Source organism: Brevundimonas sp. Bb-A (assembly GCF_009394735.1).
GTDB lineage: Bacteria > Pseudomonadota > Alphaproteobacteria > Caulobacterales > Caulobacteraceae > Brevundimonas > Brevundimonas aurantiaca.
In genome coordinates, this window is the sequence record NZ_CP045456.1 from 522,484 (window position 1) to 547,943 (window position 25,460).

The following is a 25,460-nucleotide window of genomic DNA, read 5'->3' on the forward strand; positions in this document are numbered from 1 at the left end:
TGACCCGAGGATCGGGCGTTGAACGAGGCGAATGGCGGGGATCGTGCGCCAACCCGTACGCATTTGCGACGGAGCGTCCGACCCTCGGGTCAAGCCCGAGGGTGACGGTGAGCGAAGTACGGAAAGTCAGTTCAACACCGGCCATCGCTCGGCCATCCGCTCCACCACCCGCGCCAGAAAGGCCGCCAGTTCGCAGCCCATATTGGGGGTGAAACCCTCGGGCTCAGGCGAGCCGAAGGCGCACAGGCAGGGTCGGGGCGGTTCGCCGGGGGTCAGATGCGGCGCCATGCGGACCAGGGCCACCGACTTCACCTGATCGCCGGCCGCGCCGAACAGGTCGAGCCCGTCGAACATCGGCCCCAGCCAGCTCAGGCCGTGGTCGCCCAGCAGGCGGTCCACCTCGCCGGCGTCCAGTCCGCGCCAGCCGAACGGCACCCCGCCGGGTCTTTCGAGGGCGATGGCGGCGCCGGCCAGGCCGAACCGGCCCTGGGCCGCGGCGTCGAGGCGACGCGCCAGATCGGAATGATTGCGCGCCTCCATCAGATCCAGGGCGGCGACGTGGGTCTGGGTCTGGGCGGCGAAATTGGCGCGGGCGATCATCTCGACCTCGCGCCGGGCGCCGGCCTCGCGCTCGACCACCGCCTCAAGCCGCGTCAGGGCGGCGGCGCCGAACTCGATCACATTGCGACCGTGCGGGCGCAGGCCGATCTCCTCCAGCAGCGACCGGTCGTCCAGCAGCATCTGGGGATGGGCCTGCAGCCAGCCGCGAACATCCGGCCAGTGGAGACCGTCGCCCGGGGCGGCGTCCGCTTCAGAGGTTTCGAAAAGGTCCAATGAGCCGCTCAACAGACCTTCTCCGTGACGCGCGAGTTACAGGATGGACTGACCGGTCTTGGCCCAGTCCGCCACAAAGGCATCAAGACCCTTGTCGGTTAACGGGTGCTTTACCAGAGCCTTGAAAGTGTCGGCGCCGAAGGTGGCGGCGTCCGATCCGGCCACGGCGGCGGCGGCCACATGGGCGACGTTGCGCAGCGAGGCGGCCAGGATCTGGGTCTCGAAACCGTGGACGTCGTACATCACCCGAATTTCTTCCAACAGGGCGATCCCGTCGGCGCCGTTGTCCTCCAGCCGACCGACGAAGGGCGAGACGAAGGTAGCGCCGGCCTTGGCCGCCAGCAGGGCCTGGGCGGCGGAGAAGCACAGGGTGACGTTGGTCTTGATCCCCTTGTCGGTGAAGACGCGGCAGGCGCGCAGACCGTCCCAGGTCAGGGGCAGTTTCACGACGACGTTCGGAGCGATGGCCGCCAGCTTGTCGCCTTCCTTGACCATGGTCTCGAAATCGAGCGAGACGGCCTCGGCGGAAATCGGACCCTCGACCAGGGCGCAGATTTCGGCGATGACCTCGGCGATGTTCCGACCCGACTTGGCGATCAGCGACGGATTGGTGGTGACCCCGTCCACCATGCCGGTGGGAACCATGTCCTTGATGACGGCGACGTCGGCGGTATCGAGAAAGAGTTTCATGGACGGCTTCATAGCCGAGGGCGCAGTTCGTTGAAAGTCGCCTCGGTCCTCATTCCCCTGCCCGTGCCGGAAGCCTTCGATTACGAAGTTCCCGAGGCGCTGAGCCTGGCGCGCGGCGATCAGGTCGCCGTCCCCTTGGGTCCGCGCCTGATCCGGGGCGTGGTGGCCGAGGTGTTCGAGACCACCGGCTCGAACCGGCGGCTGAAGGCGGTGGACTCGAAACTGGACGACCCCGCCCTGCCGGCAGGGGTGATGGACTTCGTCGAATGGGCCGGGCGCTGGACCCTGTCCCCCCCCGGCGAGATGGCGGCCACCGCGCTGAAGGGGCTGCGCGCGCCGCGTCCCCGGCCGGAACGGAGGGTGCGGCGGGTCGGCGACCGTCAGCCGGCCCGCGCCACCCCCGCGCGAACGGGCGTGCTGGAGGCCCTGGGCGCGCGATCAATGACGGCCGCCGATCTGGCGCGGGACGCCGGGGTTTCGGCGGGCGTGGTGAAGGGATTGATCGACGAGGGGGTTCTGGAGATCGTCGAGATCGCCGCCGAAGCCGCCTTCGCCCCGCCCGATCCCGACCATGCGCCGGCGACCCTGAACGGCGACCAGGCGGCGGCGGCTTCAGCCCTGGCGGCCGGAGCGACCCAGGGCGGGTTTCGACCCTTTCTGCTGGACGGGGTCACGGGGTCCGGCAAGACCGAAGCCTATCTGGAGGCGATCGCGCGGGTGCTGCGCGCCGATCCGGCGGCGCAGATCCTGATCCTCTTGCCTGAAATCGCCCTGACCCAGGCCCTGATCGAACGGATTGCAGCCCGCTTCGGCGCGGCCCCGGCAGAGTGGCATTCCGGCGTCGCCCCGCCCCGCCGCCGCCAGGTGTGGGAGGCGACCATCGCGGGCCGTTGCAACATCGTGGTCGGCGCCCGGTCCGCCCTGTTCCTGCCCTTCGTCAATCTGCGGCTGATCATCGTCGACGAGGAGCACGACGGCTCGTTCAAGCAGGAAGAGGGGCTGGTCTATCACGGCCGGGACCTGGCCGTGGCGCGGGCGCGGATCGAGGGGGCGGCCGTGGTCCTGGCCTCGGCGACCCCGTCGCTGGAGACGCTGTGGAATGCGCAGAACGGTCGCTACGACTGGTTGAAGCTGGGCGCGCGACATGGGACCGCCGTCCTGCCGGACATCGACCTGATCGACCTGCGCACCGCCCCGCCCGATCCGCAGACCTGGCTGTCGCAGAGCCTGAGGGAGGCGATCGGCGAAACCCTGGTGCGCGGCGAACAGACCCTGCTGTTCCTGAACCGGCGCGGCTATGCCCCCGTGGTCCTGTGCCGCGCCTGCGGCCATAGGCTGACGGCGCCGGACACCGACAGCTGGCTGGTCGAGCATCGCTACACCGGCCGACTGGTCTGTCACCTGACCGGCTTCTCCATGGCCCGGCCGAAACTCTGCCCGTCGTGCGGGGCCGAAGACAGTCTGGTCTCGGTCGGACCCGGCGTCGAACGGGTCGAGGAGGAGGTGCGCCAGCTGTTTCCCGAGGCGCGGACGGCGGTGTTCAGCTCGGACACCGCACCCGACGCCAGATCGGCCCGGGCCCTGATCCAGCGGATGACCGACGGGGAGATCGACATACTGGTCGCCACCCAGGCGGCCGCCAAGGGCCACAACTTCCCCCGCCTGACCCTGGTCGGGGTGGTGGATGCGGATCTGGGCCTGAGGGGCGGCGATTTGCGGGCGGCCGAGCGCACCTATCAGCTCTTGGCCCAGGCGACGGGACGGGCGGGACGGGCGGATCGGCCGGGACGGGCCCTGTTGCAGACCTGGACCCCCGAACATCCGGTGCTTCAGGCCCTGGCGGCCGGCGACCGGGACGCCTTCGTCGAGGCGGAGATGGCCGAGCGGGAGGCGGCGTCCCTGCCCCCCTTCGGCCGGCTGGCGGCGATCATCCTGTCCAGCGAGAATGCGCAGGCGGTGGAGAAGACCGCCGCCGACCTGTCCCACACCATTCCCAACGCCGAACGGCTGGAGGTCTATGGCCCCGCCGACGCGCCCCTGGCCCTGGTGCGCGGCCGTCGGCGCAAGCGGCTCTTGGTGCGCGCGGATCGCGACGTCGATCTGCAAGCCTTTCTGCGCGCCTGGCTGCAGCGGGTGAAGGTTCCCGCCTCGGTCCGGCTGGCCGTGGACGTCGATCCCTATTCCTTCCTCTGATAGGCGCCCGCCCGTCCGAGACGAGCGGTCAGATCGCCATAACCGTGCCCAGCAGCAACCGGGCGCCGGGGCGGCCCAGGGTGGCGTTGGTCGCCGCCTGCAAGGCGCCGGCCAGGCGGTCGATGTCGGGCGCCGCGCCGGGCCGCAGGCCGGCGGCGAACTGCTGAGCGGCGGTGTTATAGGCGGCGCGCAGACGCGGCGCAGACTGCTGGGCGCGAAGGCGCAGGGCGGCGTCGGGCACGTCCAGACCGGTTTCGATCGACAGAACCCCTCGGCGCCCGGCCAGCCCGGCGATGGAGGCGGTGACGACCGGCAGTCGGAAATAGGTTTCGGCGGAGGCGCCGCCGCTCTCCTTGCTCGAAGAGGCTGCGGCGGGCTCCGGCGAGGCCGAGGCGGCGGCCGTTGCGACAAGGGCGAGACCGAGGAGGGCGCGGCGTTCCATGGCGTGACCCTAACGCGCGGCGCTTAATAAACGGCTACGCCCTCGCATATAAGGACATCCTTATATGTTTATTGCTCCTTCAGGCCTGCCGGGCTATGAGGCGCGCAATACCCCCTTACGGCCAGGAGCCCCTGCCATGACCGACTACATCATCCGCGACATCTCTCTGGCCGACTGGGGCCAGAAGGAAATCGCCATCGCCGAGACGGAAATGCCGGGCCTGATGGCGCTGCGCGCCGAGTTCGGCAAGGACCAGCCGCTGAAGGGCGCCCGGATCGCCGGCAGCCTGCACATGACCATCCAGACGGCGGTTCTGATCCAGACGCTGGAAGCCCTGGGCGCCGAGGTGCGCTGGGCCTCGTGCAACATCTTCTCGACCCAGGATCACGCCGCCGCCGCGATCGCCGCGGCCGGCACCCCGGTCTTCGCCGTCAAGGGCGAGACCCTGGAGGAATACTGGGACTACGCCCACAAGATTTTCGAATGGGCGGACGGCGGCTATCCGAACCTGATCCTGGACGACGGCGGCGACGCCACCCTGCTGTGCGTGCTCGGTCCGAAGGCCGAGAAGGACCCCTCGGTCCTCGACAACCCGACCAATGAGGAAGAAGAAGCCCTCTACAAGGTCATGAAGCGGTATCTGAAGGAGAAGCCCGGCTTCTATTCGGCCATCCGCGACGCCATCGGCGGCGTGTCGGAAGAGACCACCACCGGCGTCCACCGCCTGTACCAGATGTCGGAGCGCGGCGAACTGCCCTTCCCGGCCATCAACGTCAACGACAGCGTGACCAAGTCCAAGTTCGACAATCTGTACGGCTGCCGTGAATCCCTGGTCGACGCCATCCGTCGCGGCACCGACGTCATGCTGTCGGGCAAGGTGGCCGTGGTCTGCGGCTACGGCGACGTGGGCAAGGGCTCGGCGGCCTCGCTGCGTCAGGGCGGCGCCCGCGTGATCGTGACCGAGATCGACCCGATCTGCGCCCTGCAGGCGGCCATGGAAGGCTATGAGGTCCAGACCCTGGACGACGTCGCCGACAAGGCCGACATCTTCGTCACCGCCACCGGCAACAAGGATGTGATCACCGTCGATCACATGCGCCGGATGCGCAACAACGCCATCGTCTGCAACATCGGCCACTTCGATTCTGAAATTCAGGTCGCGGGCCTGAAGAACTTCAAGTGGGACGAGATCAAGCCCCAGGTCCACCACGTGGAATTCCCGGACGGCAAGAAGATCATCCTGCTGTCGGAAGGCCGTCTGGTGAACCTGGGCAACGCCACGGGCCACCCCTCCTTCGTGATGTCGGCCTCCTTCACCAACCAGACCCTGGCCCAGATCGAACTCTGGACCAACAAGTCGGCCTATGAGACCAAGGTCTACACCCTGCCCAAGCACCTGGACGAAAAGGTCGCCGCCCTGCACCTGGGCAAGCTGGGCGCCAAGCTGACCGTGCTGAACAAGGAACAGGCCGATTACATCTCCGTGCCGGTCGAAGGGCCGTTCAAGCCCGAACACTATCGCTACTAAGACTCTGATCCCGGAGCCGGTCTCGTGAGCCGGGCGTCGTTCGACGTCCTGGTGGTCGGGGCCGGCGCCGCCGGCATGATGTGCGCCGCCGAGGCCGGACGGCGCGGCCGTCGGGTCCTGGTCGTCGATCACGCGGCCCATCCCGGCGAAAAGATCCGCATCTCCGGCGGCGGACGGTGCAACTTCACCAATCTGGGCTGCGGGCCGGCGAACTTCCTGGGTGAAAACCCCCGGTTCGCCACCTCGGCCCTGCGCCGGTTCACGCCCCAGGACTTTATCAAGCGGGTCGATCAGGCGGGCATAGGCTGGCATGAGAAGACGCTCGGCCAGCTGTTCTGCGACGGCAGCGCCAAACAGATCATACGCCTGTTGACCGAGGCCATGGCCGAGGCCGGGGTCGAGCTGAGGATGAGGACCGGGGTGGACCGGATCGCCCGAAAGGGCGAGGGCTGGTCGATCGGCCTGTCTGACGGATCCGAGATCGCGGCGGCGTCCCTGGTGGTCGCCACAGGCGGAAAGTCCATTCCCAAGATGGGGGCGACCGGCTGGGCCTATGAGGTCGCGCGGCAGTTCGACATCCGCGTGACCGAGACCCGTCCCGCTCTCGTGCCGCTGACGTTCGAGGCGGGCCTGCTGGAGACCCTGGCGCCGCTCGCCGGGGTGGCGGTGGAGGCTCGCGTGGCTTCGGCCCCGGCCGAGAAGACGCGCAAGGCCCGGTTCGACGAAGCCATGCTGTTCACCCACCGCGGCCTGAGCGGTCCGGCCATACTTCAGATCAGCTCCTACTGGCGCGAGGGCGAGCCCATAGTCGCCGCCATGGCCCCGGATCACGACGTGTTCGAGGCGCTGAAGGCCGCCAGGGCGGCGAACGGACGCCAGGCGGTCCACACCGCCCTGGCCCAGATCGTGCCGCGCCGCCTTGCCGAGAGCCTGTGCGCGCGCGAAGGCGTGGCGGGCAATCTGGCCGATCTGTCGGACAAGGCGCTGCGGCGGCTGGACCAGGCGGTCAACGGCTGGACCGTCAAGCCGGTGGGATCCGAAGGCTACCGCACGGCCGAGGTCACCCTGGGCGGGATCGACACCGCCGCCCTGGACCAGCAGACTCTCGCCGTGAAGACCGCGCCGGGCCTCTATTTCATCGGCGAGGCGGTGGACGTCACCGGCTGGCTGGGCGGCTATAATTTCCAGTGGGCCTGGTCGTCGGGCTGGGCCGCCGGCCAGGTCTGCTAGAGCCTGATCCGTTGAGGAGGAACCGCTTCGCGGTTCCGCTGAAACGGTGAATCAGGCTCCAGATTAAAGCGAGAGCATGATCAAGCCGCGCCCTGTGGCGCCACGACGCATGGCGGCGCAGACGCCGACCCCCTAGCTTGGGTTTGCGGAACGGGCCCCTCTGGCGTCGTCGCGGCCGGGTTCCCCTCCCCTGGGCGTGCGATGCGATGTCGGACCGCACGGGTGCATCGACGCGACGGGTCTCCGACCCCTTGCCTTCCCGTCGCGTCGCACCCGATCGTCAACCGACCCGGAGCCCCGCCATGCCCCTTCTGATGTGCCCCAACGACAACAGCCCGATGCAGAGCCTGGATCGGAACGGCGTCCAGTTCGACATGTGCCCGACCTGTCGCGGCGTCTGGCTGGATCGCGGCGAGTTGGAAACCCTGATGGCCTCGGCCGTCGATGAAGGACGCGCCGCCGCCTCCGCCCCCTCGCCGCAGACCCGCCCCTGGAACGCGCCGTCCGACTATGGAGAGGTCAAGGGCTACAGGGACGATCGCCGCCGCGACGACGGCTATCACTACAAGAAGAAGAAGCGCGACAGCATCTTCGACATTTTCGACTGACGCCTAAAGCCGAATCCCGGCGGCCGGCATCAGGGCGTTCAGCGCAGCCGACGCCTCCGGCTCGACGCTCAGGGCGTCCTTGACCTCGGAAGCGCGCAGCATGCGCAGCGCTTCCGTCCGGGCGCGATCGGCGGCCGGTCCCAGAGGCGCCGTTTCGCCGGCCGCCATTCTCAGCAGGACGCCCAGCTTCTGCGTCACGGCGGCCGAGGCGCGGGCGATCTGGCTGATCAGGCCGGCGTCCGCCTCCAGGGTTCCGCCCAAGGTCCCGATCGAGGCGGCGATCTCACGCTCGTCGATCTCTCCCAACTGCACCGCGCGCACCGAGCGCTGCAGCCGCGCCAGAGTGAGCAGTTTCTGCGAGGCGTTTGGACCGCCCGGAGTCGATTGCCGGAGCTCGGCCTCAAGCCTCACCGACTTGACGCAGCCGCTCAGCCATCGCGCCGCAGCCCGCTTGTTGGCGGCGCCGGTCACATTCTCGCAAAGCCGCGTCAGATGTTCGGCCTCGGCCAATACGGTCGCGCACGACTGAACATAGGAGGCGACGAAGTCGGGCGTGACCAGGCTCCTGGACCGATCGACGAAGGCGTTCTGAACCTCCTCCAGGCTCAAAAGCCGACCCGAAGCGGCCGTCAGGGCCATGGCCAGGGTTCGAAGAATATCGATCTCGCCCGCCGGATCAGCGGGGCGCAGGCGGCGGGAACTGGACAGTTCACGCGTTATGAATCGGGCCAAGGCGGCCGACACACGCGGAAAGTCGCCGGCGGCGATCCGGCTGCCGAGCCGGGCTGCGGGGCCGTCCACGGGCGGGGTCAGAAGCCCCGTCCGGGGATCCAGGGCGATCAGCCGCTCCACCTCCTTGGGCGCCACCATACGCACCAGGGCCGCCAGAGTGGCTCCGTGATCCAAGGACGGACCCAGGATGTCCGCCAGATTCGACCGCGTCGCCAGCATCTCCGTCGCAATCTGCTCGACGACGCTCGCGACCAGGGCGCGCGGCGGCCCTTCCGTCGGCGCGCCATCCATCAGATCCATCAGCCGGTCCAGCCGCGCCCGTGCGCCCTGACGATCGGCCAGGGCCTGGGCCGCCACGCCGCCCATGATGAAGGCTCGGTCGGCCGATCCCGACAGGCGATGGGCCACATCGGCGATCGAAAGATCGTCCAGTGACGGAAACTGGCCGCTTCGGCCCGCCTTCATCAGCTGGGAGATCGTGGCGTCGGCCAGCCGCTGGTAGTGGCGCACCATCCCATGCAGATCCTGGCCGCTGGCCTGGCTTTCGGGCACGGCCACCTTCTGAACGGCATGTTGAAGTTCGACGCCCGAGGCGTCCAGCCGTTCCGCCAGATCCGGCCGGTGCAGAAGCTCGAAGGCGGTCACCCCGTGCCGCTTCAGCCAGTCCTCGAGGACGCGGCCGATCAGGGCCCGAGCATGGGGCGCATAGAGTTCCTTGGGCGAGCCGCAGGCGGGACGGGCCGCCGCTTCCGGCTTCTTCTTCGACTTTTCTTCCGGCAGCCCGAGATTCAGAATCGTCAGGCTGTTGAACTCCATCGTCTCGGGGTCCAGCGTCTCCTTGGTGACCCGCACCGCGACCGCCTGTTTGGCCTGAAACTGCTCTTCGGCGGTTTCCAGCGCGGTTTTTCGGTCTTCGGTCGCGATCAGCAGGGCCCAAGCCGCCGGAGCGGTCCTTCGGACATAGACTTCATAATGGATTGGGCCGGCCATGCGACCACCCTAGGCGCCAAGGCTTTAAGGCGGGGTTGCCCGGTAAATTGTCAGTTTTTGACCCATCCGCCTATCGCCGTCGTTGAAACCTGCGGCTTGGCGGCCCATCTGTCTTGGCCCTAATGTAACCGCGATCGAACGGTTACGCTTGCCGTGCGTTCTCGGTTTCGGGAACGGGAAGTTCAGGAGAAGACCCCTTGGCCAATATCACCCTGGTCGACGACGACGAGAACATCGTGACGTCCGTCTCGCTGGCGCTGGAAAGCCATGGCCATAAGATCACCGCCTATCACGACGGCGCATCGGGTCTGGCGGCCTTGGAGAGCACGCCGCCCGATCTGGCCATTCTCGACGTGAAGATGCCGCGCATGGACGGGATGGAGGTTTTGCGCCGGCTGCGCCAGACCTCCCAGCTCCCGGTCATCATGCTGACCTCCAAGGACGAAGAGATCGACGAGATTCTCGGCTTCAACCTCGGCGCCGACGACTATATCCACAAGCCGTTCAGCCAGAGGCTGCTGATCGAGCGGGTCAAGGCCCTGCTGCGCCGCACCGGCGCCGACGGCGTCGAGCCCGAGCCCTCGGCCGAGGTCTCCGGCAAGGCGATAAAGCGCGGCAAGCTGAGCATGGACCCGGCCCGCCACGAATCGACCTGGGACGGCAAGCCGGTGAAGCTGACCGTCACGGAATTTCTACTGCTTCAGGCCCTGGCCCAGCGCCCCGGCTTCGTGAAGAGCCGCGACAATCTGATGGACGCGGCCTATGACGACCAAGTCTATGTCGATGACCGCACCATCGACAGCCACGTGAAGCGGATGCGCAAGAAGTTCCGCGCCGTGGACCCCGAGTTCGACGCGATCGAGACCCTGTATGGCGTCGGCTACCGATACCGCGAAAGCTGATCTTCCCGGCCGCGAGACCGAGGAAGAGCCTCATCGACGGCCGCTGTTCCGCTTCGGCGGCTCGCGGCTCGGCGGCTTCATCCTCGCCCTCAACCTGCTGAGCCTGCTGATCCTGTTCGGCGGCGCCCTCCTGCTCAATGAATGGAGCAAGGGGTTGATTCAGGCGCGCCAGGAATCGCTGAAGGTCCAGGCCGAACTGCTCGGCAATGTGCTGGGGCAGCTCAGCATCACGCGAGGCGAGCCCACCCCGGAGCTGGACGTCGGCGAGGCGGCCCGCTGGCTGCGCGACAACTTCGTGCCCGAGGGGCAGCGGGTGCGCCTGTACGACATCAACGGCCTGCAGGTCATCGACAGCTATCAGGTCACCGAAAACATCCCCGGCCAGGCCTTGCCGCCCGCCCGCCCGGCGGGCTCCAAAGCGCCCGGCGATCTGGCGCGCGTCAACGCGCGTCGGGCCGAACAGAAGGACGCGGCGGAGCGCGAGGTGACGGCCGAGGTGGAGCTGGCACTGGCCGGCGCGCCCCAGACCACGCTCCGGCGCAATGAGTCGGGCGATCGCGTCGTCTCCGTCTCCATTCCAATCCGACATGTGCGTCAGGTCTTGGGGGTGCTGACGCTTGAGGCCGGCAATGTCGATGAGATCCTCGGCGCCCAGAGGCGCGCCCTGGTGCCCTTCGCCCTGGTGGCCCTGGGGGTGAATCTCCTGGCCTCCCTGCTGCTGCATCTGTTCGTGGCGCGACCGATCATGCGGCTTTCGGCGGCAGCGGACGGGGTCAAGCTGCAACGGGCCCGATCCATCTCTCTTCCCGATCTGGAAGACCGCAAGGATGAGATCGGCGACCTGGCCCGGTCGCTGGAATCGATGACCGACACCCTGTCCACGCGGATGGACGCGATCGAACGGTTCGCCGCTGACGTGTCGCACGAGATCAAGAACCCCCTGACCTCGATCCGCTCGGCCCTGGAGACCCTGCCCCTGGTGAAGACGGACGCTCAGCGCGAAAAACTGACCGCCCTGCTGCAGCAGGACGTGCGGCGCCTGGATCGGCTGATCACCGACATATCCAACGCCTCGCGGCTGGATGCGGAACTGTCGCGCGATCGGCCCCGCCCCATCGCCCTGAACACCCTGCTGAGCGACATCGTCAACGTCTATGAGACGACGGCCAAGCCCGGCGACATTCCGGTCCTGTATGATCCGCCGGCTCAGGCGCTGCGGGTGGTGGGGCGCGACGGGCCTCTGGGCCAGGTCTTCCGCAATCTGATCGACAACGCCCGCTCCTTCAGTCCGGCCGACGGATCGGTGCGCGTGACCCTGGAAGAGACGGAGGGCGAGCTGCCGATCCGGATCCGCATTGAGGATCAGGGGCCGGGGGTGCCGCCCGAAAATCTCGAGACGGTATTCGAACGCTTCTACACCTCGCGACCCAAGGGCGCGGCCTTCGGATCGAACTCAGGTCTGGGCCTGTCCATCGTCCGCCAGATCGTCGAGGCGCACGGGGGGCGCGCCTGGGCGGAGAATATGACCGAGGGCGACCGCATCCTGGGCGCCCGCTTCGTGGTGGCCCTGCCGGCGAACGGCCGCCGGCCGTGACCGGGGCCGCCCCCATCCACGCGACCACGGTGGCCCGGCGCGGACCGGGCGAGGGCGTGTGGCGGGCGGTGATGATCCTGGGACCCTCAGGCGCCGGAAAAAGCGATCTGGCGCTGCGGCTGATCGGACGCGGTTGGCGACTGGTCAGCGACGACTATACTCGGGTCTGGGCCTCGGACGGAGCGCTTTACGCAACGGCGCCCCAGTCGATCGCCGGCCGGATCGAGGCGCGCGGGGTCGGAATCGTGTCCGCCAGAACACGTTGGATCGCCCGTGTCGTCATGGCCGTCGCCTGCGCGCCCGAGGCGGTCGAACGCCTGCCCGAGACGCAAACCCGCCGGTTCGCGGGGGTGGATCTGCCGCTCCTGGCGCTGGACCCCCGCCCCCCGTCCGCCGTCGAGATGGTCGCAGTCGCGCTCGGAACGCTTTGAACCGGCGCGCAACGAGTCTATGACACGGCCCTTGCGGTCCCGAGGTGGGCGCGTCCGGCCTCCCTGTCGGACAGGGAGAGGTCCGGGGATGGTTCGGGGGATGCGAGTGACGTTCTCATGATTGGCCTTGTTATCGTCACCCACGGGGGACTGGCCTCGGAGTTTCTTTCGGCGATGGAGCATGTGGTCGGCCCGCAGCGCGGGGTGGCGGCCATCTGCATCGGGCCCGAAGACGACATGGAGCGCCGTCGGCGCGACATCGTCGACGCCGCTGCCGCCGTGGACGACGGCGACGGCGTCATCCTGCTGACCGACATGTTCGGGGGCACGCCGTCCAATCTGGCGATTTCGGTGATGGAACAGACCCATGCCGAGGTCATCGCCGGGCTGAACCTGCCCATGCTGATCAAACTGGCCAGCGTGCGCGGGCGCGAGACGCTGGAGGCCTGTGTGGCCCATGCCCAGGACGCCGGTCGCAAATACATCTCCGTCGCGTCCTGGGTGCTTGCAGGCGAGAAATGAGCGTCACCGCCACACTGGACATCTGCAATGCGCGGGGGCTGCACGCCCGCGCCTCGGCCAAGTTCGTCAAGCTGGCGTCCAGCTTCGACAGCGAGATCCATGTCTCGCGCGACGGCGTCACCGTGGACGCCCGGTCGATCATGGGCCTGCTGATGCTGGGCGCCGGGATCGGCTGCCAGATCGAGGTCTCAGCCGAAGGCTCCGACGCCCAGGAGGCGATCGAGGCCCTGACGGACCTCGTCGCCCGCAAGTTCGACGAGGATCAGTAGAACCAGCGGGTCCTAGAGCCCCAGGGCGCGGCGGATGTCGCGCCAGTCCACATATTTGAAATTCTGGGTCCCGACGTCGTTCACATCGTCCTGGATCACCACCACGCCTTCGGGGAAGGGGCCGACTGCGCCGCCGGCGGCGGCCAGGCCGTCGGTGCCGGTGATCCCGTCCACCGCCCCGTCCACGACCTTGAACCGGCCCTTGTATTCGGGCGCCGCGCCGTCGATGCGCCAGACGGGGAAGGTCGAATCGCCCTGGCTGGAGGCGATCAGATAGCGTTTGTCGCCATCGGCCAGGGTCGTCAGCCCTTCGGCGTCGGCGACAAGGCGGTCCTTGGCGATCGGCTGGACCAGCGTGCGTGCGGCGCCCGTCGCCGGATTGAGGCCATAGCGCCACAGGCCGACGTTCTCTTCGTTAATATAGAGGGCGTCGGTCGCCTCGTCGGCGGCGCAGCCTTCGGAGATCGAACCGATCTCGGCCCGGCGCACCTCGCGCGACGCCGGACGGCCGGCGGCGTCCACGCTCAGGATGAACTGGCGCAGCTCGCCCTCATGCCCGACCAGGATCGCATGGACCTCATCGCCCCGACGCGCGAAGCAGAAACCATAGGGTTCGACCACGTCCGTAGCGATGGCGCCCCAGGGCCGCACGCGGTTGTCGCCGGTTCCCGCCGGGTCGAACAGATACAGAGACACCCCCGTCTTGCCCGGCGTGCGGTCGCTGGCGCCCAGGACGATCTGCGGACGGCCCTCGACGGTCAGACCATCGACCAGATCGACGTTGTTCAGCAGGCCCTCCGGCAGGAATTGCAGGATCCGCCCGTCGAGGCCGTAGATGTAAAGACCCGACTTCTTGTCCGTGCCGGCGACGAAACCGAGCGTGGTCTGGCCCCCGACCGTCACCGGGGTTGACGACGCCCAGACGGCCGGGTCGTCGGCGGCGTCCTGGCCCGCCGTGCCGACCGAGGGGGTCTCCAGCACCGCCTGAACCTCCGCCCCCGGCCCCACGAAGCCTTCGCCTTCGCCCTGGAAATCCACCTCATGGGTCGCGCAAGCCGCGAGCAGGAGTGCGGAGATCGAGATCCCGGACCAAACGGCGCCTTGATTGACCTTCATGATATCCCCCTAAGGAATGAGAAGCGCCTGATCCGCAAGACGCCGCACGGCGTCAACGGCGAATGAGTGACGTTTTCGAGACGACAGAACGATGATTCGCCAGCTTACTGACGATTTGTCACACCAGCGACGCCGAACCGATCCGCAAGCGTCGCTGAACCGTCGCGATCCTTTCGCCGCTCGGCGCTAAGCGCGGCTGTATTCGTCGGGATTGAACCCGGCATTGGGGACATCGTCATGAAATTCCATCTCCTCGCGGGCGCCTCGCTCGCGTCGCTCGCCGCTGTGACCGCCGCCCTGCCGGCTCACGCCTATGAGAGCTCCGCCCTGGCCGCCTCGGTCGCCGTCGCCGGCGAAGTGGTTCACGGACGGGTCACCAACGCCGCCGGCGACGCCCTCCCGGGTGCGGAGGTGGTCGTTCGCGCTACCGGCCAACGCGCCGTGACCAACACCCAGGGCGAGTTCGACCTGGTTCTGCCGACCGGTACGGCGGTTCTGGACGTGCGCTACATCGGCCAGCCCTCGGCCAGCCAGACCGTCAATGTGGTTCAAGGTGGAACCGAAGTCGCCATCGCCCTTGGCGCGGCCGAGGCCGCCACGGTCAGCGACGTGATCGTCACCGGCGTCATCACCGACGGCGTGGCCCGTTCGCTGAACCAGCAGAAGAACGCCGACGGCACCATCAACGTCCTGTCGGCCGACGCCATCGGCCGCTACCCCGACCCCAACGTCGCCGAGTCCCTGCAGCGCGTCCAAGGCATCGCCATCCAGCGCGACCAGGGCGAAGGCCGCTACATCAATGTCCGCGGCGCGCCGTCCAGCTTCACCGCCATCTCGGTGGACGGGGTGGCCGTCCCCGCCGTGTCGCCGTCGACCCGCGCGGTCGATCTCGACACCCTGCCGTCGGACATCGTCTCGACCGTCGAGGTCTCCAAGACCCTGCGCCCCAGCCAGGACGCGGATTCCATCGCCGGCGCCGTGGACATCAAGACGCGCTCGCCCTTCGACAAGCGCCGCCTGGCGCTCAGCGGTTACGCGGGCGGCAGCTACAATGATTACGGCGGCGAGGACTATCGCGGCGGCCTGACGGCTTCCAACGTCTTCGGCCCGAACCAAACCTTCGGCGCCCTGGTGTCGTTGAGCTATTCCGAAACCAACCGCCGTCCCGACAACGTCGAGAACGGATGGGTGCTGATCAACCGCAACCCCGCGCAGGGCGGCGGCCAGATCTGGGGTCTCGAGAACACCCTGTTCAAGGACTACGAGACCGAGCGCACCCGCAAGGCGGTGACGGGCGCCCTGGAATGGCGTCCCAGCGAGGCGACCCGCGTCTGGCTGAAGGGCTCCTACGCCCAGTTCCGCGACGACGAGTTCCGCAACACGCTGAACTTCACCTACAGCGACGGCACGCTGCAACCGGGATCGACCGACACCAGCGCCACCTTCAACAACGCCCGCATCTACAAGCAACTGCGTCACCGCACGCAAGAGAACGACATCTCCACCGTGCAGTTGGGCGGCCAGCGGACGTTCGGCAACGGGGCGGTCTGGGACGCCGTCCTGTCGTTCGCCGACAGCGAGCAGACCTATCCGCACCGTGACGAACTGGTCTATCGCTCGGACCCGGTGCCGACGATGTTTTACAACACGGCCGACCACTATCAGCCGACCTATTCGGTCTTCACCGACCCGACCGGCTTCTACCTGAACTCCAACAACTATAAATTCCGCGAAAACACCTTCCGGTCCAACTCGACCGAACAGGACGACGTCGCCTTCAAGACCAACTTCGAACTGCCCACGATCATCGGCGGACGAGAAGTCGAGCTCAAGTTCGGCGCCAAGTACAGCGCACGCGAAGTGACGGCCGATGAGGAGCGTTTCCGCGACCGCTCCGCCGCCGCAAATCCGGGTACCCTGGCTTCGCTGCTCAGCGATCGTCCGTCGCAGAACTACGACTATAACCTCGGCTTCAAATTCGACGCCGGTTTGGTGACGGACTATTTCGACCGGGTTCGGGCTGGCTCGACCAACCCGGATTCGGCCGCTGGCGTGCGCCGCATTCCCCAGTCGATCACCGCCGACTACACCGCCAAGGAAGACATCCTGGCGGGCTACGCTCAGGCCAGGTTCGACCTCGGCGCGACCGATGTCCTCGTGGGTCTGCGCGTCGAGAAGACGGACTTCGAAGGGTCGGCGACCAGCGTCGCCCTGTCGGGCGCCCAGACCCCGGTCACGGTCGATCGCGATCAGACGGACTTCTTCCCCAATCTGACGCTGCGCCACAGCTTCAGCGATCAGCTGATCGGACGGTTCGCCCTGACCCGCGCCATCTCGCGTCCGGACTATACGGACATCGTCCCGCGCGTTCTGGAAACGACCGACAGCGGCCGCACGACCGTGACGCGGGGCAATCCCGATCTGAAGCCGACCCTGTCGAACAACGTCGATCTGGGTCTGGAATACTATCTGCGTCCTCTGGGCGTGATCTCGGCCAACGCCTTCTACAAGGACCTGTCCAACTACCGCTTCACCCTGGTGACGGACAATGTGCCCTACGTCACCCCGACCAGCACGGTCGCCCAGGTGACCGAGGCCCGCAACGCTCGCGACGGCCACATCGCCGGCGTCGAGTTCAACTGGCAGCAGACGTTCGACTTCCTGCCGAGCTGGGCGTCCGGCTTCGGCGTCTTCGCCAACTACACCCTGACGGATGCGGAAATCAAAACCAGCCGCGCCTTCGCCGGCCGTGACACCTTCGCCCTGCCGGGTCAGTCGGACGAAACCTACAACGCCGCTCTCTTCTATGAGCGGTACGGGTTCAGCGCGCGGATCTCCTACACCCACCGCGGGGACTTCCTGGAGGCGATCGACGCGACCAATCCGGGCAAGGATCTGTATGTCGAAGGTCGCGGTCAGCTGGACTTCACCACCAGCTACGACTTCGGCAACGGCGTCGAAGTGTTCGGCGAGGCCAAGAACCTCACCGACTCGGCGGGCGTCCGCTACTACGGGGTCAAGGAAAGGACCTACGAGTACGAGAAGTTCGGCTACAACGTCTTCTTCGGCGTTCGCTTCAAACTGTAAGGCTCAGCCGAGCCGCGAATAGAAGGGGCCGGGCGGCGACGTCCGGCCCCTTTTTCGTTGGGGCTGAGAGGGTTGGAACGGCTTGACGACGCCCGTCGCGATGTCGTGTGGTTAACCCGCTAAGTCTCCGCTTCACCGGTTCGCCTTTTGCACGGGGACGCCGATGCGGGGGATGTGAGCCCCAAATTGAAACGGATCGACTGATGTTCCTCGAAGGCGAGGTCAACTGGACCCTGGTGCTTGGACTCCTGGCGGGCTTCGGCAATGTCGCGGCGGTCATCGCCATCTGGTTCGCCATCGCCAACCGGGTGCGCCACGCCAGCGCGACGGATCAGCTGGACATCGTTCAGAAGGTGGCGGAATCCTCGGATCGTCGCCTGTTCGAAACCCTGAACGCCGTGCCCGTCGCCATGGTCGAGACGGACCAGACGGGCAAGTTCGTCTTCGCCAACCGCGCTGCACATCAGTTGCTGGGCCGTCGCGACGCCGAACTCCTGGGGCTGCGATTCCATTCCGCCACCTGGGGCATCACCTTTCCGGACGGCAAGACCGTGCCGCCCGACCTCCTTCCCAGCGCACGGGCCCTGCGGGGCCAGACGGTGCGCGGCTTTCAGCACCTGATGGTCAATGCGGCGACCCGCAAGAAGATGCTGGTTTCGGTGACGGCCATGCCGATCGAGAACGAGCACGGCCAGATCACGGGCTCGATCGCCGCCATTGTCGAGACGGACGTCCTGACCACCCCGGCGATCGAACCGATGACGCCTCCGCCGGCGCCCCCGGCCGCGCCCTCCGCGCGCCCGGCGGGACCGAGCCTGTCCGACCGCGTCTTCGACGCCGCCTCCAGCGCCCTGGTGGTGGTCGGGCCCGACGGCGCGATCCGCCAGGCCAACCGCGCCGCCCTGGTCATGCTGGGCCGCAGCGAGGGCGTGGCCGGGGCCGATTTCGCCGACCTGTTCCTGCCGCCCGACCGCCGGGTCGAGGCTCGCCAGACCCTCAGAGCCGTTCTGACCGCTCCGAGCGAGGATATCCCTCCGATAGAGACGATCGACGCCGAGGGCGCGGCGATCCGCTGGACCCTCCTGCCTCTGACCGACGAGGCGGACGCTGCGGATGCCATCCTTCTGGCCGGCTCGCCCGTGTCCGAGGCCCAGGATACGGCCCCGGCTGCGCCCGCCCTCGCCGAGGCAAACGACGATGCGGCCGCCTCCGACGCGGTCGCCGCCGCCCTTACCGCCGCCCAGGCCGAATTCTCCCGCCGTCAGGAGGCCCAGGCGCTCGCCCATGAAAAGGCGCTGGCCCAGGCGGAAAAGGCGGAGCGCGATCTGCGTGAGGCCTTGGAGGCCGAACGCCGCATGGCCAATGTCGGCCGTTTGGCGGGCGGGGTGACGCAGGATTTCGCCGCCCTGCTGAACGTCATGACCTCCGCCCTGGACATGCTGTTGCGCCACTCCGACGATCCTGACCGCGTCCGCCGGCTGGGCCAGGCGGCCCTGACGGCGGGGCGACGCGGCGAACAGATGACCCGCCGGCTGAGCGCCTTCTCCCAGGACGAGGACCGCACCCTGCTGCGCCGCCTGGACCTGGGCGTCCTGTTGGCGGGGCTGGAGGGCCGGCTGCGCCAGATCGCCGGACCGGGCGTCGATCTGATGATCGAGACCCCGAACCAGCCCGCGCCGGCGCGGGTCGATCCCGTCGCATTCGAGGCGGCGGTCATCGCCCTGACCCGCAATGCGGTCGAGGCCTCGAACGGCGCCGGATCGGTCGCCGTTCGTCTGGCGATCGCCTCGGCCGGCGACCTGCGGCTCAGCGTGCGCGACTCCGGCCCCGGCATGGATTCGGACACTCTGCGTCGCGCGCCCGAACCCTTTTTCACCACCCGAAGCGACGCGGCGGGGCTGGGTCTGTCTCAGGCCTTCGCCTTCGCCCGACAGGCGTCCGGCGCCCTGACCGTGGAGAGCGCCCCGGGCGAGGGGGCTGAGGTGGCCATCACCCTGCCGCTGGATTTGACGCCTGAAGGCGCCGCCGACGCCCCGCCCGAGCCGTCGCCGCAGGAGCAGACCAAGGCAGAGCCGGTCGTCTGAGCCCCTGCAAAGGTCGATTCCGCGCCCCATATGATGCGCGGCGGTTGACCCGTGCGGGGTCGGCGCTAGTGTCCGCGCGCTTTTCCCGCGCGCCAGAAGACCAGAGGATATCATGGCCGAAGCCCCCGCTCCCTACGACGTCGTCATCATCGGCGGGGGGCCCGGCGGCTATAACGCCGCCATCCGCGCCGGCCAGCTGGGCCTGAAGGTCGCCTGCGTCGAGATGCGCGCCACCCTGGGGGGCACCTGCCTGAACGTCGGCTGCATGCCGTCCAAGGCCCTGCTCCACGCCTCGGAAATGTTCGACGCCGCCAACAGCGAGTTCGCCAAGATCGGCATCGAGGTCCAGCCCAAGCTGAACCTGGGCCAGATGCACAAGTCCAAGGACGACAGCGTCACCGCCCTGACCAAGGGGATCGAGTTCCTGTTCAAGAAGAACAAGGCCGACTGGATCAAGGGCAAGGGCAAGATCGTCGGAAAGGGCAAGGTCGAGGTGACCGCCGCCGACGGCTCGGTCCAGACGGTGGAGGCCAAGAACATCGTGATCGCCACCGGCTCGGAGCCCACTCCGCTGCCGGGCGTCGCCTTTGAAGCGGGCAAGGTGATCGATTCCACCGGCGCCCTGTCCCTGCCGGCCGTGCCCAAGAAGCTGATTGTGGTCGGCGCCGGCATCATCGGCCTGGAGCTGGGTTCGGTCTGGCGCCGCCTGGGCGCCGAGGTGACGGTGGTCGAGTTCCTGGACCGCATCACCCCCGGCATGGACACCGAGGTCGCCACCGCCTTCCAGCGCACCCTGACCAAACAGGGCATGGCGTTCAAACTGGGCGCCAAGGTCACGGCCGCCAAGTCGGGCAAGGACGGGGTCGAGCTGACGGTCGAGCCCTCGGCCGGCGGCGCCGCCGAAACCCTGAAGGGCGACGTCGTCCTGGTCGCCATCGGCCGCCGGCCCTATACGGACGGCCTGGGTCTGGAGACCATCGGCGTCACGCCGGACAAGCGCGGCTTCATCGACCATGATCACTTCAAGGTCGCCGACGGCGTCTGGGTGATCGGCGACGTGACCCATGGCCCGATGCTGGCGCACAAGGCGGAGGAAGACGCCGTCGCCGTGATCGACACCATCGCCGGCAAATACGGCCACGTCGACTACGCCCTGGTGCCCAGCGTGGTCTACACCTTCCCCGAAGTCGCCTGGGTCGGTCAGACCGAGGATCAGCTGAAGGCCGCAGGCGTCGCCTACAAGAAGGGCAAATTCCCCTTCACCGCCAACAGCCGCGCCAAGATCAACCACGAGACCGACGGCTTCGTTAAGGTTCTGGCCGACGCCGCCACCGACAAGGTTCTGGGCGTCCACATCATGGGCCCCCAGGCCGGCGAAATGATCCACGAAGCCGCCGTCACCATGAGCTTCGGCGGCGCCTCGGAAGACATCGCCCGCACCTGCCACGCCCACCCCACCCGTTCGGAAGCCGTCCGTCAGGCGGCCATGGACGTCGAAGGCTGGATGATGCAGGCCTGATCCGGCCCCCGTCGACCTGTCAGTCGATGTGACAAGGCCCGCCCGGAGGATTCGGGCGGGCCTTTCATTTGCGCCTGTTCGATCCCGCTCAGGCGGCCCAGACCGTCCGTTCGTCCTGAGCGTCGCCGTATGGCGCCCCGTCGCCCAGACGGAAGCGCGACACCAGTTCGGCCAGCCGTTCCGCCTCCTGGCTGAGCGCCTGGTTGGCGGCGGTGGTCTGTTGGACCATGGCGGCGTTCTGCTGGGTGGTCTGGTCCATCTGGTTGACGGCCGTATTGACCTCGGCCAGCCCCTCGGCCTGCGCCTTGGCCGAGGCGGCGATCTCGCCGGCCAGCTGGTTGATTTCGGCCACCTGGCCGATCAAGGCGGTCAGGGCCGCACCGGTCTGGGACACCAGTCGAGCGCCCTCGCCGACGCTGGCGCTGGAGGCGGCGATCAGACCCTTGATCTCGCGCGCGGCCCCCGCCGACCTCTGGGCCAGGGCGCGAACCTCTGAGGCCACCACCGCGAAACCGCGACCGGCCTCGCCCGCCCGCGCCGCCTCGACCCCGGCGTTCAGGGCCAGGAGATTGGTCTGGAAGGCGATTTCGTCGATCACCCCGATGATTTCCCCGATCCGACCCGAGGTCGCCTCGATCTCGCCCATGGCGGTTGTGGTCTCGGCGATGATCTGCTCTCGCGTCGCGGCGCCGCTCCGGGCCTCGGCGGTGATGTCGGCGGCGGACCGGGCGCCTTGCGCAGTCTTGCGCACCGTGACCGTGATCTGGTCCAGAGCGGCGGCGGTCTGTTCCAGGGCGGCGGCCTGTCTTTCGGTGCGGCGCGACAGGTCGTCGGTCGCGGTCGTCACCTCCGATGTTCCCGCCCGCATCGCCTCAACCAGGTCTACGATGTCGGCCATGGTCGCCGCCAGCGTGTCCACGGCGGCGTTATAGTCGTCCTTCAGCTTGCGGCTGCGCTCGGCGAAGTCTGCGGTGATCCGATGGCTCAGATCTCCGCGCGCCAGGGCCGCCAGACCTTGCCCGAGCGCCTCCGCCACCAGGGCGTCTTCCTCAGCTAGACGGTCCCGTTCCGCTTCTCCCGCCTCTTGCGTCGCGCGGGCGGCCTCACGCATGGCCTCGGTCTCGGCTTCCGCGGCCTTCTGGCGCACCGCAGCGTCGCGGAAGGCGGCGACGGCGCGGGCCATCTGGCCGATGTCGTCTTCACGCATGGCCCAGGGCGTGTCGAAGTCGGTTCGGCCCTGGCGCAGGGCTTCCATCCGCTCGCACAGAGCCTTGAGAGGCGAAAACATCCGGCGGGAAACGATCAGACACAGCCCGACCCCCAGCAGGGCGGCGGCCAAGCCGCACACGAACAGGGCGATCATCACCTGGTTCACCGAGGCCATGAAGTCCGCCTTGGGGATGCCGACATACAGCACGCCGATGGTCTGGCCGGCCCTGGTCTTGATCGGGTCGTAGGCGACGAAATAAGGCTTGCCCAGAATGTCGGCCTGGCCTCGATAGGGCTCGCCCGCCTTCAGCACCGCATCATAGACGGGGCCGGGCTTCAACCGAGTGCCGACGGCGCGCGAGCCGTCGTCCTTGACCACATTGGTGGTCACGCGCAGATCGTTCAGAAAGACGGTGGCCGTACCCCCGACCAGGGTCTTGATCCGGTCCACCGGCTCGACGAAGTCGTTCATCGGCGTCGATCCGACATACAGCCTGCCGTCGCGCGCGGTGAAGCCGTCGCCGTAATCGGCCAGCACGTCCCAGGCGACCCGCATATTGGCCTCCTGACGCTCGGCGGCCTGGGCCTCAGCGTCGCGGGTCAGCAGGACCGCAGCGACGGCCGTCAGCACCAGGGTCAGGACGCCCAGGGCCGTAATGACCATCAAGGCCGTCTTGCCGGAAAGGGAAAGCGCGCTGGGCTTCATGGCCGATCCTCAGCGATTCGGTCTGGCGGACCACGACTGTTACCGAACAGGGTCTAGATTTCTATCCCTGGCAAGGGCCGACCTTGTCAGTCAGCCAGGCTCTTCAACCTGTAGAGGGTCTCCAGAGCCTCGCGCGGCGTCAGGGCGTCGGGGTCCACCGCCTGCAAGGCCGCCTCCAGCCTGGAGGGCGCGCGCGCCGGCTCCGGCTCGGCCACGGCGAACAGCGGCAGGTCGTCCAGGCGGGCCGCAGCGGCCTTCTCCCCTTCCAGCCGCTCCAGCACCGCCTTGGCCCGCGCCACCACCGCGGCCGGCGCCCCGGCCAGCTTGGCCACCTGAACGCCGTAGGACCGGTCCGCCGCGCCCGGCGCCGCCTCGTGCAGAAAGACCAGGTCGCCGTTCCATTCCTTGGCCGTCATGGACAGGTTGCAGACGTGGTCCAGCCGCGTCTCCAACTGGGCCAGCTCATGATAGTGGGTGGCGAACAGGGTGCGGGCGCGATTGACGTCGTGCAGGGCCTCGGCCGTGGCCCAGGCGATGGCCAGGCCGTCATAGGTGGCCGTGCCGCGGCCGATCTCGTCCAGAACCACGAAGCTGCGCGGCGTGGCCTGGGTCAGGATGGCGGCGGTCTCGACCATCTCCATCATGAAGGTGGACCGGCCCCGCGCCAGGTCGTCGCCGGCGCCGACGCGGCTGAACAGCCGGTCGACCACGCCCAGACGCATGGCGCGCGCCGGTACGAAGGCCCCGGCCTGGGCCAGGATCACCAGAAGGGCGTTCTGGCGCAGGAAGGTCGACTTACCGGCCATGTTCGGCCCGGTGACGATAGCCAGGCGGGCGCAGTCCGATCCAGACCCGTCCAGGCGGGCGTTGTTGGGCGTATAGGGATCGCCGGCCGCCTTGACCGCCGCCTCGACCACCGGATGCCGCCCGGCCTCGACCGAGAAGACCAGACTGTCGTCCACCACCGGCCGAGTCGCCCCGGCCTCCTGGGCCCATTCCGCCAGGGCCGCATGGGCGTCCAGCTCGGCCAGAGCCTCCGCGACCGCCTGCAGCGGCTGGGCCAGGCGGGCGACTTCGCGCCGCCAGCCCTCGAAGGTCTCGGCCTCGATGGCCAGGGCGCGGTGACCGGCCTGGCTGATCCGGGCGTCCAGCTCCGACAGTTCGACCGTGGTGAACCGTACCTGGCTGGCCAGGGTCTGACGGTGGATGAAGGGACTGTCCGGCCCGGCCCGCAACAGACCCTCCGCCGCCTTGGCCGAGGTCTCCAGGAAATAGCCCAGGACGGCGTTGTGCTTGACCTTGAAGGGCACGCCGGACTCGGCGACCGCCCGCGCCTCCAGATCGGCCACCACCCGGCGGCTGTCGTCGCGCAGGGTGCGGGCGGCGTCCAGTTCGGGGCGATAGTCGGGGCGCACGAAGCCGCCGTCGCGGGCCAGATGCGACGGCTCGTCCACCAGGCCGTCGATCAGATCGGCCTTCAGCCGCGACACCTCGGGCGACAGGTTCAGTCGGTCCAGGGCCAGGGCGATGCGGCGCGGCCGGCCGGTAAGCGGGTCCACCTGACCGATGAACAGGCCCGCGATCCCCTCGGCGACGGACAGGCCCACGCGCACCGCCGCCAGGTCGCGCGGACCGCCGCGCCCCAAGGCCAGCCGTCCGACCGCCCGCGCCACATCGGCCGACGCCTTCAGACCGTCGCGGAGGTCGCGCCGCAGATCGCGCCGCTCCAGCAGCCATTCGACGGCGTCCAGCTGTTCATTGATCGCCAGGGGGTCGCGCAGCGGTCGGGCGATCCGTTCCGCCAGGGCCCGGGCCCCGCCCGAGGTGACGGTGCGGTCGATACAGGCCAAGAGCGAGCCTTCACGTTCGCCCCTCTGCGTTCGGTCGATCTCCAGACTGGCGCGGGTCGCCGGGTCGATGGCCAGAAACCCGCTCTCGCCCAGACGGCGGGGCGGGGCCAGGGCCGGAACCTTGCCGGCCTGGGTCGTCTCCAGATAGGCGGCGATCAGGCCGAGCGCCGAGACCTCGGCCTCCTCGAAGGCGCCGAATCCGTCCAGGGCCGCAACCCCGTACAGCCGCTCGACCCGCGTCCGCGCCGCCTGGGGCTCGGCGATGGCCGAGGCCAGGGCCTGAACCACGCCGCCGGACCCGTCCAGGGCGTCCCGCGTCGTCGGGTCGGAATAGATCCGGTCAGTGACCAGAACCTCGGACGGGCGGAAGGCGGCCAGCGTCGCCCCGAGATCCTCCAGCGCACAGGCGACGCTGTCCACCGCGCCGGAAGACAGTTCGACCACCGCCACGGCCGCCCGACCCTTGCGCACCGCTGCGGCGGCCAGCCGGTTGGCGCCGCGCGCATCCAGCAGACTGTCCTCGGTCAGGGTGCCGGGCGTCACCACCCGCACCACGCCGCGCTGGACCACGGCCTTGCCGCCGCGCTTCTTGGCCTCGGCCGGGTCTTCCAGCTGTTCGCAGATGGCCACCTTGTGACCCAGGCGGATCAGCCGGGCCAGATAGCCCTCCATGGCGTGGACCGGCACCCCGGCCATGGGGATGTCCTCGCCCTGGTGCTTGCCCCGCCTGGTCAGGGTGATGCCGAGCGCCGCCGCCGCCACCTCGGCGTCCTTGAAGAACAGCTCGTAGAAGTCGCCCATGCGGAAGAACAGGATGGCGTCCGGCTGTCCGGCCTTGGCCGTCAGATACTGGGCCATGAAGGGCGTGGCGCCCTCCAGAGAGGCGGCGATGTCAGGCGGGTGAGAGACAGGGGCGTTCATGTT

19 protein-coding genes are annotated in these 25,460 nt (G+C 68.4%); 12 read left to right on the top strand and 7 right to left on the bottom strand.

Going from position 1 to position 25,460, the window contains the following annotated elements; translation table 11 throughout:
• Window positions 1-126: 126 nt before the first annotated feature.
• Together BSP_RS02630 and fsa are read right to left on the bottom strand one after the other, a co-directional pair.
• Window positions 127-834 (bottom strand): DUF484 family protein, encoded by a 708-nt coding sequence (locus BSP_RS02630; RefSeq protein ID WP_152951037.1) that lies wholly within the window; start codon window positions 832-834, stop codon window positions 127-129.
• Between the two features lie 36 nt (window positions 835-870).
• Window positions 871-1,524 (bottom strand): fructose-6-phosphate aldolase, encoded by a 654-nt coding sequence (gene fsa, locus BSP_RS02635; RefSeq protein WP_054766781.1) that lies wholly within the window; start codon window positions 1,522-1,524, stop codon window positions 871-873.
• Window positions 1,525-1,554: 30 nt separating this feature from the next.
• Here fsa and BSP_RS02640 point away from each other — a divergent pair, with 30 nt between their 5' ends.
• Window positions 1,555-3,717: a primosomal protein N' gene (locus BSP_RS02640; protein WP_152949204.1), complete on the top strand. Its 2,163-nt coding sequence runs from the start codon at window positions 1,555-1,557 to the stop codon at window positions 3,715-3,717.
• 28 nt (window positions 3,718-3,745) lie between these two features.
• Here the strand turns inward: BSP_RS02640 and BSP_RS02645 are convergent, their stop codons facing one another.
• A complete protein-coding gene (locus tag BSP_RS02645) occupies window positions 3,746-4,159 on the bottom strand; it encodes a Tat pathway signal protein (RefSeq protein WP_152949205.1) in 414 nt (137 codons plus the stop codon).
• A 136-nt stretch (window positions 4,160-4,295) separates the two neighbouring features.
• On the opposite strand from BSP_RS02645, the gene ahcY reads away from it, so the two are divergent.
• From ahcY to BSP_RS02660, 3 genes are all read left to right on the top strand, one after another.
• Complete coding sequence (gene ahcY / locus BSP_RS02650; protein ID WP_152949206.1) at window positions 4,296-5,687, top strand: adenosylhomocysteinase; 1,392 nt, start codon at window positions 4,296-4,298, stop codon at window positions 5,685-5,687.
• 24 nt (window positions 5,688-5,711) lie between these two features.
• Complete coding sequence (locus BSP_RS02655; RefSeq protein ID WP_054764342.1) at window positions 5,712-6,917, top strand: NAD(P)/FAD-dependent oxidoreductase; 1,206 nt, start codon at window positions 5,712-5,714, stop codon at window positions 6,915-6,917.
• A 302-nt stretch (window positions 6,918-7,219) separates the two neighbouring features.
• Entirely contained in the window at window positions 7,220-7,525 is a 306-nt protein-coding gene (locus tag BSP_RS02660; protein WP_054764343.1) for a zf-TFIIB domain-containing protein, read from the top strand.
• Between the two features lie 3 nt (window positions 7,526-7,528).
• On the opposite strand, the gene BSP_RS02665 is transcribed toward BSP_RS02660, so the two are convergent.
• Complete coding sequence (locus tag BSP_RS02665; RefSeq protein ID WP_152949207.1) at window positions 7,529-9,247, bottom strand: hypothetical protein; 1,719 nt, start codon at window positions 9,245-9,247, stop codon at window positions 7,529-7,531.
• Between the two features lie 197 nt (window positions 9,248-9,444).
• On the opposite strand from BSP_RS02665, the gene BSP_RS02670 reads away from it, so the two are divergent.
• The 5 genes from BSP_RS02670 (at window position 9,445) to BSP_RS02690 (ending at window position 12,965) form a co-directional block, all read left to right on the top strand.
• On the top strand, window positions 9,445-10,149 hold the full coding sequence (locus tag BSP_RS02670; RefSeq protein WP_054764344.1) for a response regulator transcription factor: 705 nt from the start codon (window positions 9,445-9,447) through the stop codon (window positions 10,147-10,149).
• Entirely contained in the window at window positions 10,118-11,743 is a 1,626-nt protein-coding gene (locus BSP_RS02675) for a stimulus-sensing domain-containing protein (protein ID WP_054764345.1), read from the top strand. The genes BSP_RS02670 and BSP_RS02675 overlap by 32 nt, the downstream gene beginning before the upstream one ends.
• On the top strand, window positions 11,740-12,174 hold the full coding sequence (locus BSP_RS02680) for an HPr kinase/phosphorylase (protein ID WP_054764346.1): 435 nt from the start codon (window positions 11,740-11,742) through the stop codon (window positions 12,172-12,174). The genes BSP_RS02675 and BSP_RS02680 overlap by 4 nt, the downstream gene beginning before the upstream one ends.
• A gap of 117 nt (window positions 12,175-12,291) precedes the next feature.
• Entirely contained in the window at window positions 12,292-12,696 is a 405-nt protein-coding gene (locus BSP_RS02685; protein WP_054764347.1) for a PTS sugar transporter subunit IIA, read from the top strand.
• A complete protein-coding gene (locus BSP_RS02690; RefSeq protein ID WP_054764348.1) occupies window positions 12,693-12,965 on the top strand; it encodes an HPr family phosphocarrier protein in 273 nt (90 codons plus the stop codon). Before BSP_RS02685 ends, BSP_RS02690 begins: the two co-directional genes overlap by 4 nt.
• A gap of 12 nt (window positions 12,966-12,977) precedes the next feature.
• Here BSP_RS02690 and BSP_RS02695 read toward each other — a convergent pair whose 3' ends face one another.
• Window positions 12,978-14,081 carry a phytase gene (locus tag BSP_RS02695; protein ID WP_152949208.1) on the bottom strand — a complete coding sequence of 368 codons (1,104 nt, stop codon included), beginning with the start codon at window positions 14,079-14,081 and terminating at the stop codon, window positions 12,978-12,980.
• Between the two features lie 237 nt (window positions 14,082-14,318).
• Between BSP_RS02695 and BSP_RS02700 the strand changes: the two genes are divergently transcribed.
• From BSP_RS02700 to lpdA, 3 genes are all read left to right on the top strand, one after another.
• The gene (locus tag BSP_RS02700) at window positions 14,319-17,168 is read left to right on the top strand and encodes a TonB-dependent receptor (protein WP_054764350.1); all 2,850 of its coding nucleotides are present in this window, start codon (window positions 14,319-14,321) and stop codon (window positions 17,166-17,168) included.
• A 203-nt stretch (window positions 17,169-17,371) separates the two neighbouring features.
• A complete protein-coding gene (locus tag BSP_RS02705) occupies window positions 17,372-19,252 on the top strand; it encodes an ATP-binding protein (RefSeq protein ID WP_152949209.1) in 1,881 nt (626 codons plus the stop codon).
• 112 nt (window positions 19,253-19,364) lie between these two features.
• Complete coding sequence (lpdA, locus tag BSP_RS02710; RefSeq protein WP_054764351.1) at window positions 19,365-20,771, top strand: dihydrolipoyl dehydrogenase; 1,407 nt, start codon at window positions 19,365-19,367, stop codon at window positions 20,769-20,771.
• Window positions 20,772-20,859: 88 nt separating this feature from the next.
• On the opposite strand, the gene BSP_RS02715 is transcribed toward lpdA, so the two are convergent.
• The gene (locus BSP_RS02715) at window positions 20,860-22,686 is read right to left on the bottom strand and encodes a methyl-accepting chemotaxis protein (RefSeq protein WP_152949210.1); all 1,827 of its coding nucleotides are present in this window, start codon (window positions 22,684-22,686) and stop codon (window positions 20,860-20,862) included.
• An 86-nt stretch (window positions 22,687-22,772) separates the two neighbouring features.
• Window positions 22,773-25,457, bottom strand: coding sequence for a DNA mismatch repair protein MutS (gene mutS / locus BSP_RS02720; RefSeq protein WP_152949211.1), 2,685 nt, complete (start codon window positions 25,455-25,457; stop codon window positions 22,773-22,775).
• Window positions 25,458-25,460 lie beyond the last annotated feature (3 nt).